The sequence below is a fragment of the Zoogloea sp. genome, assembly GCF_030157465.1.
In the GTDB taxonomy this organism is placed as follows: domain Bacteria; phylum Pseudomonadota; class Gammaproteobacteria; order Burkholderiales; family Rhodocyclaceae; genus Zoogloea.
This window is the reverse complement of record NZ_JAOAUU010000167.1, coordinates 42,578-58,813: the sequence shown is the minus strand read 5'-3', so window position 1 is coordinate 58,813 and position 16,236 is coordinate 42,578. Positions and strand designations below refer to the sequence as shown.

Sequence of the window (16,236 nt, the reverse complement as noted above, 5' to 3'; positions counted from 1 at the left end):
TTGACGCCAACACCCGCCACGCTTGCCCACAGTCAGCGCCGTGTCACCGGGATTACCCGCAGGCTGGCCGGCCACACGCCTTTTTCAATCACCTGCCCCTTGTCGAAGACCAGCCAGCTCTGGCTGCCGTAATGGGGCAGACCGCGCTGGAGGGCACCCAGCGCAGCGGCGTTGTCCGCCGAAATCACCGCCAGCGGAAGCGCGCCCAGCACGGTCCAGACCTGGGCGGTGCCCTTGCCCCCCAGCTGCGCCGGGCGCGCAGGCAGGCCCGCCGCCGCCAGGGCGCGATCGACCTCGGCGTGGGTTCCCGCAATCAGAACCGGCTCGCGGCCACGCAAGGCGCTGGCCAGCCCGGCTTCGGCGAGCTTGCCGGGCGCGCGCTCGAAAAATCGCTGCGCCAGCGCATCCACCGCGGCCGCGGTGCCGGACGCTGCCCCAAGATTCACGACCTGTGGTGCGTCAGCGCCGATCCAGCGCCGCAGGATAGGCGGCAGGCTGCCGGCTTCAAGGCGCCGCCAGACGCGGATGTCCGGGTCGAGGCGCAGGCTTTGCGGCTGGAAGTCGAACACAAGGGTGTGCGTTGTGCGCCCCGCGGAAACATCCACCCAGCGCACCTCCTGCCGGCCGGGGGCGGTCACTTCGAGGGGCAGGCGCAGCGGAAACGCCGGCGCCCCCTGCCCCAGCACCAGGCTGAGCTGATATTGCCTGCCGAGCGGGCGGGTTTCGGCCCTTTCGATCGCAACTGCGGGCATGCCCCGCTGGTTCAGCCACGCCGAGAAAAAGGCATCCAGATTCTGGCCGGACGCGCGCTCGAAAGCGGCCTGCAGATCCTGCCAGGCCGCCACCCTGAAACGCCGGGCCGACCAGAACTCGCGAATCCCCTGGCGAAACGCCGTCTCGCCGATGCGCTCCTTCAGCATCACGAACAGCATGGCGGATTTTCCGTAGCCGACAGCCGCCTCGGCGCCGTGGGTGCGCGACCGGAAATCGCGTAGCGCAGGCTGCTCGTCGGCGGGCAAGGCCAGCGCATCGCGCAGCCAGCCGAGACGCATTTCGCTGGCGGCGGCCGGCGATTCGTCCTCCTTGAAAGCGTAGTCCGCCATGAAGGTAGTCAGCCCCTCCGACCAGTTGCCGCGGGCATGATCGACGTAAACACCATTGCCCCACCAGTTGTGCAGCACCTCGTGGCCCAGCGATGTCTTGCGGATGAACGGCAGGCGGATCACCGCCTCGCCCAGATAGGTGAGCGTGGGCATGCCGAAGCCGGTGGGCAGCGGGCCCGCGACGATCGAAAACTCGCCGTAGGGGTAATCGCCGATCTCCCGGCTGTAGCGCTCGATGTAGCGCCGGGTATCGTCCAGATAAGCCTCGGCCAGGCCGGGCGTGGCATCCAGTTCGGGCGAAAAGTAGGTGCGCAGGTAGAGGGGCGGCGCGCCATTGCGCGGTATGGCTTTTTCGCGCACCACCCAGGGGCCGGCCATCAGGTCGATACCGTCGGTGGGCGGGAGGAATTCGAAGGTCGCCCGATAAGCGTCGCCGGGCGTGGTCGGCAGGGTTTCGGCCACCCGCCGGCCGGCCACCACGGCGCGCTGGCTACCGGGCAGCGTGAGCTTTACGCGATAGCTGATCATCGCCTGCGACTGGGGATACCAGGCGCTGCCAGCGGGCAGAAAACTTCCCTCCGGCGAACTCATGGGCGGCATCCGCTGCAGCACACCCCGGTGATCCCGTTGGCGATCCAGCGGCGGCAGGCGCCCGGCGTACTCGAGCCGAACCCGCTCACCCGCCCTGTCCAGCCGGATGCGCCATTGCCGCAAACCGGCCGGGCCGGCCAGCGACTCGGCCTGCAGGACGCGCCCGCCCGCAGAAACCGCGCCAACGCGCAGCGACTCGTGCAGTAAAAACCGGAAATCGCGCTCTGCCGGGCTCAGCACGGCGCTCGCGCTGAAATCCCGTGTCTGCGGATCGAGCACGACATCGAGCTCGATCGTCGGTGCGGCCCGGGCAAGCCCGCCGACGACCAGCAAAAGCACTGCCAGCACCCTTTTCCAGCTACTGAATCGCATGAGCATGGCTCAGGACCGCGCCGGAAAGCGGACGACAATTTCGAGCTGCGCATCCTTGCGCGCCACCTTCAGCGGCAGCCAGGTGCCGGGCGGCTGACGTCGAACCGCGGCGAGCACGTCGGCACTGCCCGTGACGGGGCGCCCCGCCATGTCGACAATGCGGTCACCCGCCAGCAGACCGGATTTTTCGGCCAGGCTGCCGGCCGACACCTGCGCGATGCGGACGCCCTTCTCACCCTCTTCGAGCGTCACGCCAAGGCGCGGCGGCTCCGGGGCGGGCTGGGGCTTTTCCGGCAGCAGGAAAAAGGCACTGGCGAGCCCCGGCTGCAGGCTCCGGCACTCCTCTTTCGTCGAGGCCGGCAGCAGGCTTGCCACCCGCGTAACACCGAGATCGCGCAACTGGTGCGCCACGCCATGGCCAAAGCGGATATGCCCGCTGCCCATGATGCCGACAACGAGCGGGCGCTGCGGGCTGTCGGCAGGCGTAACACGCCGGGCCAGCGCTTCGGCCATCGCCCGGTCCCAGGTCAGCTGGGCGTCGAGGAAATTCTCGAAGCTCCCCTGCCTGCCCGGTGCCTGGTTTCGCCCGGCCAGGTGGGCAAGGTGCATCTCACGCAAAAACTCGCGATAAGCCGCGGGCGGTGACGCCGCACGCCCGACACCATCGCGCTCGACCAACGGCACGGCCTGCCCGCCTTTCTCGGAAATCGCCCGGATGAGCTTCTGGTCCACATTGAGCGCCACCATCGGAATGCGGTTGATACGCGCAAACTCGAACAGCGGCAGATAAAGCTGCGGGGGGAAATTCCACACTTTCTCCCATTCGGCCTGGGCAAAAAACTCCTGAGTGCTCAACTGCCCGCTCACCCAGCGGTCGAGCACGGGCTGCACGCGCCGGGGAAACATCTCGAAGCCGATCACCATGTCTGGCCGCTGGGCATGCAGTGCCGCCAGCACCTGCAGCTGCCAGCGGTGATGGTCCTCCACGTCGTGCTGCTCACCGATCAGCACGACCTCGTTCGCCGCCGCATCGGCCAGAACACCGCCGGCAGGCACCCCCAGGAGCCGCTTGCCATCAAAGGCCAGCCAGCGCCCGGCCTCGCTGCAAGCCTGAGCCGGCTGGGCGCGCTCGCGGGGGGCCACCGGCCCGGCAAGGGCCGCGCCGGCGCCCGTCAAAAACAGCGCCAGGCCGATACGACGAAAACATCCAGCAGTCATCCTGAAAACCTCGTCTTATTACGTGACTTGTGCCGAAGGCCGGCCCCGACATTCCTGCCAGTTCAGTCTCGAGGCCCGATTGCCCCCAGCGCCAGGGGTATCGAACCTGCAAAGAAAGCGGCGCGTGTTGGCGTCCGACAAGCTTCCGGCGCAAAAGTTACGCTCCACGCGCAATGACTCGGAAAACCGGGGGCGGATGGCAAGCAGAAAAACCGATGGCACACCGAACGGCATGCCAGGAAAATCAGACGACAAAAAAGCCCTCTAAAAACAAGGGCTTTTTATCAAAACTGGCGGAGGCGGTGAGATTCGAACTCACGGACCCTTTCGGGCCGCCGGTTTTCAAGACCGGTGCAATCGACCACTCTGCCACACCTCCACAGGGCGCGCATTCTAACACGACGCGCGGCCTTGCCAAGCCGGGCCGGGCGAGCGCAGGTGATGACTCATGGTTGAAACTTTAACCGGCCTTGGATACTCTCAAACACGGCAGGCCATACTGCTTTATATCAATACGGAGGATTTTCATGCAACTCGACACTTACGGTCAGCAAACGCAGGTTTTGTCGCAAAGCGCCAACCGCGTGCTGCGCAATACTTACATGCTGCTCGCACTCACCATGGTGCCGACCGTTGCCGGTGCGCTCCTGGGCGTGCAAATGCAGTTTTCGTTCATGGCCGGCAGCCCGTTCATCGCCTTTGCGCTGTTCCTGGGAATTTCGTTCGCCTTCTTCTATGGCATCGAAAAGAACAAGAACAACGGCCTCGGCGTCGCACTGCTATTGGGCTTCACCTTCTTCATGGGCCTGATGTTGTCGCGCATCCTGCAGGCAGCACTCGGCTTCTCCAATGGCGGCTCGATGATCGCCCTGGCGGCGGGCGGCACCGGCGCGATCTTCGCCACGATGGCCGGCATTGCCAGCGTGTCGAAGCGTGATTTCACCAACATGGGCAAGTTCCTCACCGTTGGCCTGGTGGTCGTCCTGCTGGCAGTTGTCGCCAACATCTTCCTGCAGATGCCGGTGCTGCACCTGGTGATCTCGGCGGCCGTCGTGCTGCTGTTCTCGGGCTACATCCTCTACGACATCAGCAACATCGTGCGGGGCGGCGAAACCAACTACGTGACAGCCACGCTGGCGGTGTACCTGGACGTCTACAACGTCTTCACCAGCCTGCTGAACCTCATCATGGCTTTTGGCGGCGACCGCGACTGAGCATTTTCAGCGCAACAAAAAAGGCGGCCCTTCGGGTCGCCTTTTTTAATGCTGCCGTCAGTCACGCTCAAAAAGCGCAATCGACTCCACGTGCGAGGTCTGCGGGAACATGTTGGCGATACCGGCGCCCTTGAGCGTGTAACCCTTCTCCTTGATCAGCACGGCGCAGTCGCGGGCCAGCGTTGCCGGATTGCACGACACATAAACGATGCGCCTGGGCGATGCTGCGCCGAGGGCCCTGACCACCGCGAGGGCACCCTCCCGCGGCGGGTCGATGAGCAGCTTGTCCAGCGGGCCAAGGGCGGCCAGGCTGTCTTCGGTGGCTTCGAAGAGATTCGCTGCATAAAATTCGCAGCGCCCGGCAAGACCGTTCTCCGCCGCATTTTCACCCGCACGCCGCACCAGCGCCTCGCTGCCTTCGACACCCACCACCCGGGCACCCAGGCGGGCCATTGGCAGGCTGAAATTGCCCAGCCCGCAGAACAGGTCGGCAATGCGTTCGCCCGGCCGTGGGTCAAGAAGCTGCATCGTGCGGCGCATCAGCAGGCGGTTGATGTCCATGTTGACCTGCGTGAAATCGGTCGGCCGAAAGGCCATCGACACGCCGAACTCCGGCAAGGTGTAAGCCAGCCCCGGCGCGTCGACCGGGTAAAGACGAAAGGCCGAATCCGGCCCGCCCGGCTGAAGCCATACCTGCACATTCTCGGCCTCGGCAAAGGCCGCAAAGCGGGCATCGTCGGCAGCGCTGAGCGGCTGCAGGTTGCGAAAGACCAGCGCGACAAGGCCTTCGCCAACGGCAATCTCGATCTGCGGAAAACCCTCCCGCACCGACAGCCCGGCTAGCAGCTCGCGCAGGCGCGGCACCATCGCCGAGACATGCGGCGGCAGGATTGCGCAGCTCTCCATGGGCGCCACAGCGCTGCTGCGCCGCTCGTGAAATCCGACAAGCAAGCCACCCTTGCCCGGCACCACCCGCACCGAGAGCCGCGCCCGGTAACGATAGCCCCAGGCAGGGCCGACGATGGCCGGATAGATTACGTCCGGCCTGGCCCGGCCGATGTGCCAGAGCGCGTTTTCGAGCACCCGCTGCTTGGCTGCCACCTGGGCATCGGGCTCCAGGTGCTGCATGCTGCAGCCACCGCAGACACCGAAATGCGGACACCGCGGCGTGACACGGCGGGAACTGGGCGAAAGCACACGCACGACTTCAGCCTGCTCGAAGTTCGGCTTGACCCGGTAGGATGAAAACGTCACCCGCTCGCCGGGCAGGGCGCCCTCGATAAAGATCGCCTTCCCGTCGACGCGGGCAACACCCCGCCCTTCGTGGTCCAGTGACTCGATGACGGCTTCGCGCATGGCTTTGGGTCCGGAAATGAAGGGGGCCATTTTAGCGGCGGGACCGGCCATTGCAAGGCGGCAGGCTATAATTGCCCGATGATCAAAACACTTCTTGGCGGCCTGTCGGTCGAGGAATTCCTCGCCGAATACTGGCAAAAAAAACCGCTCCTCATTCGCCAGGCGGTTCCCGGCTTCAGCGGCGTGCTCTCGAAGGACGAGCTGTTCTCGCTCGCCCGCGACCCTGACGTTGAATCCCGCTACGTCACCCACGACGACACCCACTGGGAAGTCATCCACGGCCCTCAAAAGGCAGCCGACCTGCGGCGCAAGAAGCAGCCCTGGACGGTGCTGGTGCAAGGTCTCAACCTCGTCTGCCCTGATGGCGACAAGCTCCTTCACAGCTTCGACTTCATCCCCCAGGCACGCCTAGATGACCTGATGGTCAGCTACGCCGTAGATGGCGGCGGCGTGGGCCCTCATTTCGACAACTACGATGTCTTCCTGCTCCAGGGCATCGGCCAGCGTCGCTGGCTGATCAGCGACCAGGACGACCGGGCGCTCATCGAGGATGCCCCGCTCAAGATCCTGCAGGACTTCCGCCCCGTCCACGACTGGGTGCTCGAGCCGGGCGACATGCTTTACCTGCCGCCGCACTGGGCCCACAACGGCATCGCCATCGGCGAATGCACCACTTATTCCATCGGCTTCCGCTCTCCCACAACCCAGGAGCTGGGCCAGCAATTCCTGATCTACCTGCAGGACACCCTGCAACTGGACGGCATCTACGCCGACCCCGACCTGAAACACCAGGCCCATTCGGCCCAGATCGGCGAAGCCATGATCGATCGTGTTGCCGACACCCTCCAGCGCATCACCTGGAGCCGTGAGGACATCCGCAGCTTTCTCGGCGTCTATCTCACCGAGCCCAAAGCCCACATCTTCTTCGACTCCCCGGACGAGCCCCTGGAGCACGAAGAATTCCTTAACGCCTGCGCCCAGGGGTACCGACTCGACGCCTGCAGTCTGCTGCTGTTTTCCGCCGGCCAGTTCTTCATCAACGGCGAACCCGTGCCGATCGAAGGTGCAGACCAGGCAATCTTCGAGCAGCTTGCAGACAAGCGCGACCTCGACACAATTGCCGGACTTTCCGAAGAAGGAATAGCCCTCCTTTACGACTGGTATTGCTGCGGCTTCGCACACCCATCAAAAAATTTGATGAAATAAGCTCAAAAGCGCGAGAGGGTACTTGACAGCCGTCCAAGCCTGTTGCGGCAACGCAACAATGTCTTTATTCAAGCACTTCCTCCGTGATAGCATTCGGGCCAGATCGGGTTCCCCACCTGATTGCTCCTGGATTTAGCTTGCTGTACTTCATTTATCGATAAGGGAAACCAACAATGAAACAATCTCTCCTGGTTGCTGCTCTCGTTGCACTCGCTGTTACCGCCTGCGGCAAGAAGGAAGAGCCGAAGCCCGTCGAAGCTCCGGCCCCCGCTGCTGCCCCGGCTGCTGAAGCCAAGCCCGCTGAAGCTGCACCGGCCGCTGCTCCGGCTGCCGAAGCCAAGCCCGCTGAAGCTGCCGCCCCGGCTGCTGATGCCAAGCCGGCTGAAGCCGCTGCTCCGGCCGCTGCCAACAGCGCTGAAAACGCCGCTGCTGCTGCCGCTGCTACCGCCGAGAAGAAGTAATTTTTCTGCAGGCGATAAAAAAGCCAACCTGAGGGTTGGCTTTTTTACGTCCAGAGAAATACTGCGAAATACAGCGCAGTGCAAAACACGTAATAAAAAACGCCGGAAAAACCGGCGTTTTGCTTTGCATGCGGCTGGGCGCCCTTATTTCAATTGCTGGTGCAACAGCCCGAGAATCCTGCGTGCCGAATCAGAGGTATCCGTTCCGCCTTCACGGGTCAGAACCTTCACCGTCGATGCCGAATCCTCACCCTTGACGTAGATGCGGTATTGACTGCCGCTCGCCACCTGGGGCTTGTCGCTGCGCCAGAAGGCGAGCTTCGAAAGAATGCCTTCGTCAGCCTTCTTCTTGGCATCCGCTTCCGGATCAACATAACGCACGTAATAAATGCCCTGCGTGCGATCGCGGTCTTCAACGGTAAAACCAACCCTATCGAGGGCTAGGCCGACACGCCGCCAGGCACGGTCGAAACCTTCCTGGACCTGCAGTGCCGAGGCACCGTCCGCCGCACTCTGCAGCATCGCCTTGTCGGCCTTGGGCACCGCGGCGATCTGCGCCTTGGCCCGCGATTCATCAGCGCCAAGGCGCACCATGAGGCGCTGCAGGAATTCGGCTTCGAGCTCGGGATCGGCCGCACGGGGTTGCCAGATCGTACGATCCTTGGCTTCGTTCGGATAGATTTCCATCATGCCGCGGTGGCTGATGTAGATCTCCACCGAACCGGACTCGCTACCTGTCTCAAGACGGGTGCGGTACTTGTCCCGCTCGGGCGTCGAGTAGAGCCCGTCGATCACCTTGCCGAGCGTGCGGCGGATGATGTCGTCCTGGATCTTGGCGCGGTTCTCGGCCCAGTCGGTTTCCATGACGCCGATCTCGGGACGATCGACACTGAGAATGAAGCCGTTTTCCTGCCAGAACTCGCGAACCTGTGGCCACAGCTTGTCTGCCGTGCCCTGCACGACGAGCCAGCGCTGGGAGCCCGAACGCTCAACCCGCATCTTGTCGATGAACTGCGGCGCGACCACGCCGGGCACCGCGGCCGCACCGGACGCTGCCGGCTGACCTGAACGCTCGGCGCTGTAGGCCGAGAAGGTCGCGATACCCTTGGGACTCACGTCCGGCACCGCATAACGATCATCTGCAGTCGGTGCGGTGAGATCAGGCGGAATCTCCAGGGAAGGCCGTGTCGGTGCGGACGCCGCACTCTTGTAGTCGATTTTTTTCGATTCCAGCAAGGAACCGGAACATCCGGCAAGTGCTACCGCGACGAAAACCGTCGCACCGGAAGCCAGAATTCGGCTTTGCATGCGTAACCCTCGGGGTGGGAAAGACTCGCTCAACGGCAAGAGATTCAAATTTCGACGCCGGCCTGACGCACGGCCGCGCGAACACGTGCGTGGAAAGACTCGGAAAGACGCGTGAGGGGCAGGCGGATGGTGCTGCCGATGAGGCCCATCTGCTCGACGGCCCACTTCACCGGAATCGGATTGGCTTCGCAGAACAGATCGCGATGCAGGCCAACCAGCTTTGCGTTGAGCTCGCGGGCACGCGGGCCGTCGCAATTGATGGCTGCGACGCACATCTCGTGCATCAGGCGCGGAGCCACGTTGGCGGTAACCGAGATGGTTCCGTGGCCACCCAGCAGCATGAAGGCCATCGCGGTCATGTCGTCGCCGGTATAGAGCGCGAAATCCTTGGGCGCACGGGCGATCAGGTCGCAGGCGCGATCGATGCTCCCAGTGGCGTCCTTGATGCCGATGATGTTGGGAATCTCGGCCAGGCGCAGGGTGGTGTCGTTGGACAAATCCGCGACGGTGCGACCCGGCACGTTGTACAGGATCATCGGCAGCGGGCTGGCCTCGGCGATCGTGCGGAAGTGCTGGTACATGCCTTCCTGGGTCGGCCGGTTGTAGTAGGGCACCACGGACAACCCGGCGACGGCGCCGGCCTGACGGGAAAACTCGGTCAGTTCAACCGCTTCGCGCGTCGAGTTGGCGCCGGTTCCGGCGATGATGGGCGTACGCCCCGCGGAGTGCTCGACAGCGACGCGAATGAGTTCGCAGTGCTCTTCCACGTTCACCGTCGGGGACTCGCCGGTAGTACCGACAACGACGATGCCGTCGGTGCCTTCCTTGATGTGGAAATCGATCAGGCTGCGGAAACGGGCAATATCCAGGCTGCCATCCTCGTGCATCGGCGTGACGATGGCGACAATCGAACCGGTAATCATGGGCTGTCGGGAAAAGAGGTAAAGATGGCTATTGTACCCAATCACTTCCGCAAGGCTAGACGGATGCAAAGTACCGTTACGAAAAGCCGGAGGAACAGGGCACAAACGGGTATCGAAGAAAGCGCCGGCACCGCAAACGCGGAGCCGGTCGCAACGAACATCAGAGATCTGCCAGGGTCTTGATATGGGCCACGACGCTGCGCGCGAGAGACGATAGCGAGTAACCGCCTTCGAGCATCGACACGATGCGCCGGCCGGACGATTCGGCCGCCACCTTCTTGAGCTGCTCGGTGACCCACATGTAATCGGCCTCGACGAGGCCCAGCGAGCCCATGTCATCTTCGTAGTGCGCATCGAAGCCGGCGGAGATGAAGATCATTTCCGGCTCGTGATTGCGCAGGGCCGGCATCCAGATGTTCGTGACGATCTCGCGGAAAACGTCACCCCGCGAGCAGGCCTTGATCGGCACGTTGACCATGTTGGGAGCCGGGTTGTCGGCGCCGCTGTAGGGATAGAACGGATGCTGGAAGATACTGACCATCAGCACGCGGGGATCGTCCTTGAAGATGTCCTCGGTTCCGTTGCCGTGGTGAACATCGAAATCGACAATCGCGACACGCTTGAGTCCGTGTTCTTCGAGGGCATGGCGGGCCGCAACCGCCACGTTGTTGAAAAAGCAGAAGCCCATCGCCTTGGCTGCCTCGGCATGATGGCCGGGCGGGCGGATGGCGCAGAAGGCATTCTCGACTTCACCCGACATCACCAGATCGGTTGCGAGGATGCCGGCCCCGGCGGAGCGGAGAGCCGCCTTCATCGAACTCGGGCAGACCGCGGTGTCCGGATCGAGGTGGCGGATACCATGCTCGGGCACACTGGCCAGAAGCTCCTCGACGTGCTCGCGGGGGTGGGCACGGGCAACCTGATCGACCGTTGCCAGCGGGGCATCGTGGAACGAAAGATACATATCAAGCCCGGCAGCGATCAAACGATCGTTGATCGCTGCAAGCCTTTCGGGCGATTCCGGGTGATGCTCACCCATGTTGTGCAGCCAGCAGTCACGGTGTGTGATGAATGCGGTACTCGTCATAAACTCTCCCCTACCCTCTCACGATACGTCGTTTTTGCGCGTCGATTGTCACATTGCCAGGCGAACCCGATTACCTGCACAGACTCCATGCATATGGAGACTTGCCCGGAAACCGGTGCCTGACATGCTGTTGTGGAATCATTATCCACTTAACCCGCCCCTGAAAAAAGCCTGCGCCATGCCGATTCACACTGCCCACCGACTCACCGACGCCGCCAGCCGGATCATTCTCGGCAAAGAGCACGCGGTGCGTCTCGCCCTCGCCTGCATCCTCGCCCGGGGGCACCTGCTGATCGAGGACATCCCCGGCGTCGGCAAAACCACCCTCGCCCACGTCCTCGCGCGGCTGCTCGGGCTGCAGTTCCAGCGCATCCAGTTCACCAGCGACATGCTGCCGGCCGATATCGTCGGGGTATCGGTATTCGATCAAAGAGAGGGCGCCTTCCGCTTCCATCCGGGGCCGGTATTCGCCCAGCTGGTGCTGGCCGACGAGATCAACCGCGCCACCCCCAGAGCCCAGAGCGCCCTGCTTGAGGCGATGGAGGAGCACCAGATCAGCGCCGAGGGCCGCACCTGGCCGCTGCCCGAGCCTTTCTTCGTGATCGCCACCCAGAACCCGGCCGACCAGATCGGCACCTTTCCGCTGCCCGAAAGCCAGCTCGACCGCTTTCTGATGCGCATCTCGCTCGGTTATCCGGACCGGGCCGCCGAGCGCGCCCTGCTGGCCGGCGACGACCGCCGGGAGATGCTGGCCCGGCTGCCCACCGAGCTGAAGCCTGGCGAACTCGACACCCTGTTCGCCGCCACCCGCGCCGTTCACGTGGGGCCCCGCCTGCTCGACTACGTCCAGGCCCTCTTGGCCCACAGCCGTGAAGGTGCCGGCTTTGCCGTCGGACTGTCGCCCCGCGCCGGTCTCGGCCTGCTTGCCTCAGCGCGAGCCTGGGCGCTGATGGCAGGCCGTGATCACGTACTTCCGGAGGACGTGCAGGCCGTGCTGCCGGCTGTCGCCGGCCATCGCCTGCGGGCCGCGGATGAAACACCGCTGCCGCCCGAGCGCCTGGTGTGCCGGCTGATCGAGGCGGTGGCGCTGCCCTGATGACGCTGGCCGGCATCCGCGTTCGCCTGCAGCGCTGGCTGTTCCGCGTCGGCGGCCCCGAGCCCGCGCCGATCCGCCTGGGGCAAAGGCGCATTTTCGTGCTGCCCACCGGCTTCGGGCTGGCGCTGGGGCTCACGCTGCTGGTGATGCTGCTGGCCTCGATCAACTACGCCCTGAGCCTCGGCTTCGGCCTCACCTTCCTGATCGGCAGCGTGGCGTGGATCAGCATCCACCACGCCTTTCGCAACCTTGTGGATCTTGCGATTTCGCCGGGTCGCAGTGAGGCCGTCTTCTGCGGCAGCCCGGCGCACTTCAGCATCCTGCTGCACAACGCCAGCCTGCGCCCGCGCCTCGGCCTCGAGCTGTTTCCCACCCGGTCGCCAACCCTGCGCGCGCCACCGTTCAGCCTCCTGCCCGAGAGCACAAGCACGCAGGAAATCATCATTCCCGCCACCACCCGCGGCTGGCTGAGACTTCCGCGGCTCAGCCTCGAAACCCGCCATCCACTGGGGCTGATCCGCGCCTGGAGCCTGTTTCAGCCGGACTTGCGCTGCCTCGTCTATCCGGCCCCCGAAACCGATGCGCCGCCGCTTCCCTTCGGCGACGACACTCGGCCAGGCCCCGGCGCGCACGGCCACGGGCAGGACGATTTCGCCGGCCTGCGCCACCACCAGCCGGCTGATTCGCCGCGCCACGTGGCATGGAAGAGCGTCGCCCGTGGCGGGCCGTGGCGCACCAAGCAATTTGCCGGGGCCGGCAGTCAATCGGTGTGGCTCGACTGGCAGGGACTGCCGGCGAACCTCGGCCTGGACGCCCGCCTGTCACGACTTGCCCGCTGGGTCATCGACGCCGACGCAAGCGGCGTCGATTACGGCCTGCGCCTGCCCGGCACGGAATTCCACCCGGCCCGCGGAGCCGCCCACCGCCACGCCTGTCTCAGCGCCCTCGCCCTGTTCGGAGCCTCCGATGAGCAGCCTGCGCCCTGATCAGGCCGGCTGGCTGATGGCCAGCGCGGCAATCACGCTCCTGCCCCACACAGCGCACCTGCCACTGGCCCTCTCCGCCATCTGCACGCTGCTGCTCGCGTGGCGCGGCACTCTTGTCCATGGCGGCCGGGCGCTGCCCCACCGCGCCCTGCTGATGGCGCTGGCGGCCACCATCGTGGCGATCGTGCTTATCGAGTTTCACCACCTCTTCGGCAAGGAACCCGGCATCGCCCTGCTGGCCGGACTGCTCAGCCTCAAGCTCCTCGAAACCCGCAGCGTTCGCGATGGCCGGGCCGTGGTGCTGCTGTGCTTCTTTATGCAGCTTGGGCAATTTCTCTACCAGCAGAACATGGCAATCGCCGCACTGGCCTTTATCGGCACGATCACCACCGTCGCCAGCCTGCTGGCGCTGCAGGGTTTCGCCGAGCCGCCCAGGGCCCGCGCCCTTGCGGCGGCCCGGCTGATACTGCAAGGCCTGCCGCTGATGCTCGTGCTGTTCGTGCTGTTCCCGCGGGTGCAGGGGCCGCTGTGGGGTTTGCCGGCGGATGCCTACAACCGGGTTGGAGGGCTTTCCGACAGCATGGCGCCGGGCGATTTTGCACGGCTCGGCGAATCCGGCGCCATCGCCTTCCGGGCCCGCTTCGAAGGCGATCCACCGCCCCCCGCCGAGCGCTACTGGCGCGGACCGGTACTGACCCGCTTCGACGGCCACACCTGGCGCAGCGGCCCGCTGCGCAGCGGCGAGCAGCCCGCCTACCGCCCGCAGGGCATCGCCTACCCCTACACGCTGACCCTCGAAGCCCACAACAATCACTGGCTGCTGGCGCTGGATTTTCCCGCGGCCACACCCGGCCTGCGCTTTACCGACGACTACCAGCTTCTGGCCCGCGAGCCGGTGCAGAACCGCCAGCGCGTCACGCTGCTGTCCTATCCGCACACGCCGGTTGGCGTGGAAGAAACCGTGTTCAACCTGCGCGCGGCGCTTGCGCTGCCACCGGGCTTCAATCCGCGCACCCGCGAACTCGGCCAGCGCCTGCGCGCCGAAGCAAAAAACCCGGCGGACATTCCAGCCCTCGCCATCGCCCACTTCCGCCAGAGCCGGCTCAGCTACACCCTCGAGCCCGCGCCCCTCGGCCGCGACGACGTGGATAGCTTCCTGTTCGACACAAAACAGGGCTTTTGCGAGCACTTCGCCGCAGCGTTCGTTGTTACGCTACGCGCCGCCGGCATCCCGGCCCGGGTCGTAACGGGCTACCAGGGCGGCGAGATCAACCCGGTGGACGGCACCCTCGTCATCCGCCAATCCGACGCCCACGCCTGGACCGAAGCCTGGCTCCCCGGGCGCGGCTGGATTCGCATCGACCCCACGGCGGCCAGCGCGCCCCAGCGCATTGAAAACGGGCTCGCCGCGGCCCTGCCCGACAGCACCCGCCTGCCGCTCATGCTGAGGGCCGACCTGGCCTGGCTGCACGGCCTGCGCAACCGTCTCGACGCCCTCAACAACAGCTGGAACCAATGGGTTCTCGGGTACAATCCCGCGCGCCAAAAAGAGTTGCTCAGCGGCCTCGGCTTTGGCCAACCCGACTGGCAAACCCTCACCGCGCTCATGGGCGGAGGCAGCCTCATCGTGATGGGCGGGCTCACCCTCTGGGCGCTGCGCAGGCGCAGTTCGGCCGACGCCATCGACCGCAGCTGGGCCCTGCTTTGCCGGCGCCTCGCCAGCATCGGTTTGCCTCGCGACGCCTGGGAAGGGCCGCTCGATTACGCGCACCGCCTCGCCCGCCAACGTCCCGACCTGGCCGAAACACTCACCTCCCTCGCCACCGACTACGCCCGCCTGCGCTACGGCCCAGCCACCGCAGATCCGCTTCAAAGCCGACGCTTCCACCACTCCATCAAGAATTTCCGTCCCCGATGAAAACCGCCTCACCCCGACTGCGCCTCGCGCTCTCCCTGCTCGCCGGCCTGCTCGCAACCACCGCTAGCCACGCAGCCCAACGCTACGCCGACCGACCGGAAGCCCAGCTGTTCATCGAGGAAATGCAGCAAAAGCACGGCTTCGACAAGGACGCCCTGACCTTCATCTTCCGCCGCGCCGAATACCTGCCGTCGGTGATCAAGTACATCTCGCCGCCCAAAGACCCCGTCGGCGTGCGCTCCTGGCAGCGCTATCGCGGTCGTTTCATCGAACCTGTACGCATCAAGGCCGGCGTGGCTTTCTGGGATCGTCACCAGAACACGATCCGGGCGGCCAGCGAAAAATACGGTGTGCCGGAAGAAATCATCGTCGGAATCATCGGCGTCGAAACCATCTACGGACGCAACACCGGCAATTTCTCGGCGGTTTCCGCGCTGGCCACGCTCGCCTTCGATTACCCCAGGCGTGCCGAACTCTTTCGTGGCGAGCTGGAAAACCTGCTGCTGATGGCCCGTGAACAGCACCGCGATCCGCTGGACTACCAGGGCTCCTACGCCGGTGCGCTCGGCCTGCCCCAGTTTTTGCCCAGCAGCGTTCGTAACTACGCGGTCGATTTTGACGGCGACGGCCAGATCGACCTGTTGAACAGCCCGAAGGACGCCATCGGGAGCGTCGCCCGCTACATGCAGATGCACGGATGGGAAGCCGGCGCCCCGGTGACGAAGCTCGCCAGCATCGGCACCGATGCCAACCTGCCCCCGCTGATCGCCAACGACATCAACCCGAACTTCGACGCCGCCAGCCTGGCCAGCCACGGCGTAAAGACCGCCGACGGCACCGAACCCGCCGGCAAGGCAGCCTTCATCGAACTGGTCACACCCGGCGAAGACAGCGAATACTGGCTTGGTTACCAGAACTTCTACGTGATCACCCGCTACAACCGCAGCAGCTTCTACGCCATGTCGGTGTTCCAGCTGGGTGAAGCGGTAAAGGCCGCCAGGACGGCGGCCTCGGCAAGGCGCTAGAAGAGTTCCAGCACCTTTTCAGGCGGGCGACCAATCACCGCCCGCTCGCCACGCACGACAATCGGCCGTTCGATCAGAATGGGGTGCGCCACCAGCGCATCCAGCCATTCGTCCTCGCTGAGTTCGCGGCCCGCGTAGTCGGATTTGAAAACATCCTCGCCCTTGCGGACGATGTCAGCGGCACACATGCGCAGCTTTCTCAGCACATCCGCCAGTTCATCACGGCTCGGGGGGCTTTTCAGGTATTCGATGATTTCCAGCGTCACGCCCCTGCCCTCCAGCAACTGGCAGGCGCTACGGCTCTTGCTGCAACGGGCGTTGTGATACACGCGAACGGTTTCGCTCATGGGATGACTTCCGGGGGCTTTTGTT

Annotated in this window: 14 protein-coding genes and 1 tRNA gene; 7 read left to right on the top strand and 8 right to left on the bottom strand. The window is 64.8% G+C overall.

Translation table 11 applies throughout. The features are described 5' to 3' along the window. Positions 1 to 32: 32 nt before the first annotated feature. From Q1W26_RS20215 to Q1W26_RS20205, 3 genes are all read right to left on the bottom strand, one after another. Positions 33 to 2,072, bottom strand: a complete 2,040-nt coding sequence (locus tag Q1W26_RS20215; protein WP_300444296.1) for a M1 family aminopeptidase — start codon at positions 2,070 to 2,072, stop codon at positions 33 to 35. A gap of 3 nt (positions 2,073 to 2,075) precedes the next feature. Continuing rightward, positions 2,076 to 3,284: a ChaN family lipoprotein gene (locus tag Q1W26_RS20210; RefSeq protein ID WP_300444294.1), complete on the bottom strand. Its 1,209-nt coding sequence runs from the start codon at positions 3,282 to 3,284 to the stop codon at positions 2,076 to 2,078. 291 nt (positions 3,285 to 3,575) lie between these two features. Next, a tRNA-Ser gene (locus Q1W26_RS20205) sits at positions 3,576 to 3,663 on the bottom strand. A 148-nt stretch (positions 3,664 to 3,811) separates the two neighbouring features. Here Q1W26_RS20205 and Q1W26_RS20200 point away from each other — a divergent pair. After that, the gene (locus tag Q1W26_RS20200) at positions 3,812 to 4,498 is read left to right on the top strand and encodes a Bax inhibitor-1/YccA family protein (protein ID WP_300444291.1); all 687 of its coding nucleotides are present in this window, start codon (positions 3,812 to 3,814) and stop codon (positions 4,496 to 4,498) included. A gap of 57 nt (positions 4,499 to 4,555) precedes the next feature. On the opposite strand, the gene rlmD is transcribed toward Q1W26_RS20200, so the two are convergent. Then, positions 4,556 to 5,854 carry a 23S rRNA (uracil(1939)-C(5))-methyltransferase RlmD gene (gene rlmD / locus Q1W26_RS20195; RefSeq protein WP_300444289.1) on the bottom strand — a complete coding sequence of 433 codons (1,299 nt, stop codon included), beginning with the start codon at positions 5,852 to 5,854 and terminating at the stop codon, positions 4,556 to 4,558. Positions 5,855 to 5,932: 78 nt separating this feature from the next. Here rlmD and Q1W26_RS20190 point away from each other — a divergent pair, with 78 nt between their 5' ends. Both Q1W26_RS20190 and Q1W26_RS20185 read left to right on the top strand, forming a co-directional pair. Further along, the gene (locus Q1W26_RS20190) at positions 5,933 to 7,060 is read left to right on the top strand and encodes a cupin domain-containing protein (protein WP_300444287.1); all 1,128 of its coding nucleotides are present in this window, start codon (positions 5,933 to 5,935) and stop codon (positions 7,058 to 7,060) included. 173 nt (positions 7,061 to 7,233) lie between these two features. Further along, the gene (locus Q1W26_RS20185; protein ID WP_300444284.1) at positions 7,234 to 7,521 is read left to right on the top strand and encodes a hypothetical protein; all 288 of its coding nucleotides are present in this window, start codon (positions 7,234 to 7,236) and stop codon (positions 7,519 to 7,521) included. A gap of 144 nt (positions 7,522 to 7,665) precedes the next feature. Here the strand turns inward: Q1W26_RS20185 and bamC are convergent, their stop codons facing one another. The 3 genes from bamC to Q1W26_RS20170 form a co-directional block, all read right to left on the bottom strand. After that, positions 7,666 to 8,829, bottom strand: a complete 1,164-nt coding sequence (gene bamC / locus Q1W26_RS20180; protein WP_300444281.1) for an outer membrane protein assembly factor BamC — start codon at positions 8,827 to 8,829, stop codon at positions 7,666 to 7,668. 44 nt (positions 8,830 to 8,873) lie between these two features. After that, the gene (dapA, locus tag Q1W26_RS20175) at positions 8,874 to 9,752 is read right to left on the bottom strand and encodes a 4-hydroxy-tetrahydrodipicolinate synthase (RefSeq protein WP_300444278.1); all 879 of its coding nucleotides are present in this window, start codon (positions 9,750 to 9,752) and stop codon (positions 8,874 to 8,876) included. A gap of 160 nt (positions 9,753 to 9,912) precedes the next feature. Continuing rightward, on the bottom strand, positions 9,913 to 10,839 hold the full coding sequence (locus Q1W26_RS20170) for a histone deacetylase family protein (protein WP_300444276.1): 927 nt from the start codon (positions 10,837 to 10,839) through the stop codon (positions 9,913 to 9,915). 178 nt (positions 10,840 to 11,017) lie between these two features. Between Q1W26_RS20170 and Q1W26_RS20165 the strand changes: the two genes are divergently transcribed. From Q1W26_RS20165 to mltB, 4 genes are read left to right on the top strand one after another with little or no spacing between them, the layout of a single operon-like run. Continuing rightward, positions 11,018 to 11,935: an AAA family ATPase gene (locus Q1W26_RS20165; protein WP_300444273.1), complete on the top strand. Its 918-nt coding sequence runs from the start codon at positions 11,018 to 11,020 to the stop codon at positions 11,933 to 11,935. Next, positions 11,935 to 12,921, top strand: a complete 987-nt coding sequence (locus tag Q1W26_RS20160; RefSeq protein ID WP_300444270.1) for a DUF58 domain-containing protein — start codon at positions 11,935 to 11,937, stop codon at positions 12,919 to 12,921. Before Q1W26_RS20165 ends, Q1W26_RS20160 begins: the two co-directional genes overlap by 1 nt. Then, positions 12,902 to 14,839 (top strand): DUF3488 and transglutaminase-like domain-containing protein, encoded by a 1,938-nt coding sequence (locus Q1W26_RS20155; protein ID WP_300444268.1) that lies wholly within the window; start codon positions 12,902 to 12,904, stop codon positions 14,837 to 14,839. The genes Q1W26_RS20160 and Q1W26_RS20155 overlap by 20 nt, the downstream gene beginning before the upstream one ends. Further along, on the top strand, positions 14,836 to 15,864 hold the full coding sequence (gene mltB / locus Q1W26_RS20150; RefSeq protein ID WP_300444266.1) for a lytic murein transglycosylase B: 1,029 nt from the start codon (positions 14,836 to 14,838) through the stop codon (positions 15,862 to 15,864). Before Q1W26_RS20155 ends, mltB begins: the two co-directional genes overlap by 4 nt. Here mltB and arsC read toward each other — a convergent pair. Then, positions 15,861 to 16,211, bottom strand: coding sequence for an arsenate reductase (glutaredoxin) (gene arsC, locus Q1W26_RS20145; RefSeq protein ID WP_300444261.1), 351 nt, complete (start codon positions 16,209 to 16,211; stop codon positions 15,861 to 15,863). The genes mltB and arsC overlap by 4 nt on opposite strands. Positions 16,212 to 16,236: the final 25 nt, after the last annotated feature.

Coding starts and splice junctions, on each gene's coding strand:
- Q1W26_RS20215 (WP_300444296.1), bottom strand. CDS start 2,072: ATGCTCATGCGATTCAGTAGCTGGAAAAGGGTGCTGGCAGTGCTTTTG.
- Q1W26_RS20210 (WP_300444294.1), bottom strand. CDS start 3,284: ATGACTGCTGGATGTTTTCGTCGTATCGGCCTGGCGCTGTTTTTGACG.
- Q1W26_RS20200 (WP_300444291.1), top strand. CDS start 3,812: ATGCAACTCGACACTTACGGTCAGCAAACGCAGGTTTTGTCGCAAAGC.
- rlmD (WP_300444289.1), bottom strand. CDS start 5,854: ATGCGCGAAGCCGTCATCGAGTCACTGGACCACGAAGGGCGGGGTGTT.
- Q1W26_RS20190 (WP_300444287.1), top strand. CDS start 5,933: ATGATCAAAACACTTCTTGGCGGCCTGTCGGTCGAGGAATTCCTCGCC.
- Q1W26_RS20185 (WP_300444284.1), top strand. CDS start 7,234: ATGAAACAATCTCTCCTGGTTGCTGCTCTCGTTGCACTCGCTGTTACC.
- bamC (WP_300444281.1), bottom strand. CDS start 8,829: ATGCAAAGCCGAATTCTGGCTTCCGGTGCGACGGTTTTCGTCGCGGTA.
- dapA (WP_300444278.1), bottom strand. CDS start 9,752: ATGATTACCGGTTCGATTGTCGCCATCGTCACGCCGATGCACGAGGAT.
- Q1W26_RS20170 (WP_300444276.1), bottom strand. CDS start 10,839: ATGACGAGTACCGCATTCATCACACACCGTGACTGCTGGCTGCACAAC.
- Q1W26_RS20165 (WP_300444273.1), top strand. CDS start 11,018: ATGCCGATTCACACTGCCCACCGACTCACCGACGCCGCCAGCCGGATC.
- Q1W26_RS20160 (WP_300444270.1), top strand. CDS start 11,935: ATGACGCTGGCCGGCATCCGCGTTCGCCTGCAGCGCTGGCTGTTCCGC.
- Q1W26_RS20155 (WP_300444268.1), top strand. CDS start 12,902: ATGAGCAGCCTGCGCCCTGATCAGGCCGGCTGGCTGATGGCCAGCGCG.
- mltB (WP_300444266.1), top strand. CDS start 14,836: ATGAAAACCGCCTCACCCCGACTGCGCCTCGCGCTCTCCCTGCTCGCC.
- arsC (WP_300444261.1), bottom strand. CDS start 16,211: ATGAGCGAAACCGTTCGCGTGTATCACAACGCCCGTTGCAGCAAGAGC.